General features: G+C 43.7%; 1 protein-coding gene. It reads right to left on the reverse strand.

What is annotated here, in order from left to right; translation table 11 throughout:
* Window positions 1–1,162, reverse strand: a 1,162-nt coding sequence (locus tag G8O23_RS17240; RefSeq protein WP_166367163.1) for an IS1182 family transposase, incomplete at its 3' end; no start/stop codon positions are given.
* Between the last annotated feature and the right edge of the window lie 110 nt (window positions 1,163–1,272).

Consider the following 1,272-nt stretch of genomic DNA (forward strand, 5'->3'; position numbering starts at 1 on the left):
AATCCATATGCTGGCCCATGGGGCATACGAAGAAATCATGCTCTTGATTGTAAAACAGATTCTCTACCTTATGCGGATCAGCTTTGAATGCTTTCTTCTGCTCCTTGTGAAAATAGTTGTACTTAACGTATGCTTCTACTGATTCATTTTCAAGGTACTCGTAATTCTCTTCGCTGCCATACCCGGCATCGGCAACCACAACCTCGGACTGCTTGTTGTACTTAGCCTTAAAGCTTTCCAGGAAATGGATTAAAGTCCTGGTGTCTGTTGGGTTTTGGTATGGGGCGAAGTTGGTGATGAATTGATTCTCCGTGCTGATTTGGATATTGTATGCTGGCTTGAGCTGACCATTCTTCATGTGATCCTCCTTCATGCGCATGAAGGTGGCTTCCTTATCCGTTTTGGAGCATGAATTCCGGTGGTCGCCAATATCCTCGAGCTTCTGTTCGTACTCTTGCAGCTTGGGCAGGTGCTTACTCTCTAGCTCATGTAACAGCTTCCTCTCCGCTTTATCGATACCCTTATTGCGATTATTCAGCTCACTTATCTTTTCTTGTAAGGTGGCTGAATCAACAGCTGGAAGTATATCCTCTTTTGCTTGGTTGTCATCCTGTATTCCTTGCTCTATTTGGGCCAGGATGCCGTTTACCTTCTTCTCAAGATTGGCTTTATAGCGCTCAACCGACTTGCGCCAAACAAAAGTATACCGGTTGGCAGAGCTTTCTATCTTAGTGCCGTCAACGTATTGCACATCAAGGCTAACGTAGCCTAGCTCAACCAGCATGAAGACAACTTGCGTGAATAATGAGTTGATATGATCTTTCAGCCTGGTGCTGCGGAACTCATTGATGCAGCTGTGTTTAGGGAATTGCTTGCCCGACAACCACATGTAGTGAATGCTTTCGGTTAGCGCGGCTTCCATCTTTCGACAAGAATACACATTGCTCAAGTAGCTGTAAAACAGTATTTTAATCATCATTCGAGGGTGGTAACCCCTGCATCCTCCTGATTTGTAGCCAGATGTGATGCTTGATATGTCTAGCTGATCAACAATTTTACTCACTAGGCGAACTGGAGAGGACTCGGGTATGTATTCATCGAGCCTTGAGGGAAAAAGTTCTGATTGGCCTTGAGAATAGTCCTTAAACGCTATGTTTTTCATGCTTCAATATACTAAACATCAAGCATATAGCCAAATTATTCCACAACTATTTTACTGACAATCAGTGTTTTGTTGAACAAAAAAGAGGGAATCCGTTTTTGGACACCCTC

This window comes from Perlabentimonas gracilis (assembly GCF_011174675.1).
In the GTDB taxonomy this organism is placed as follows: Bacteria; Bacteroidota; Bacteroidia; order Bacteroidales; family Tenuifilaceae; genus Perlabentimonas; species Perlabentimonas gracilis.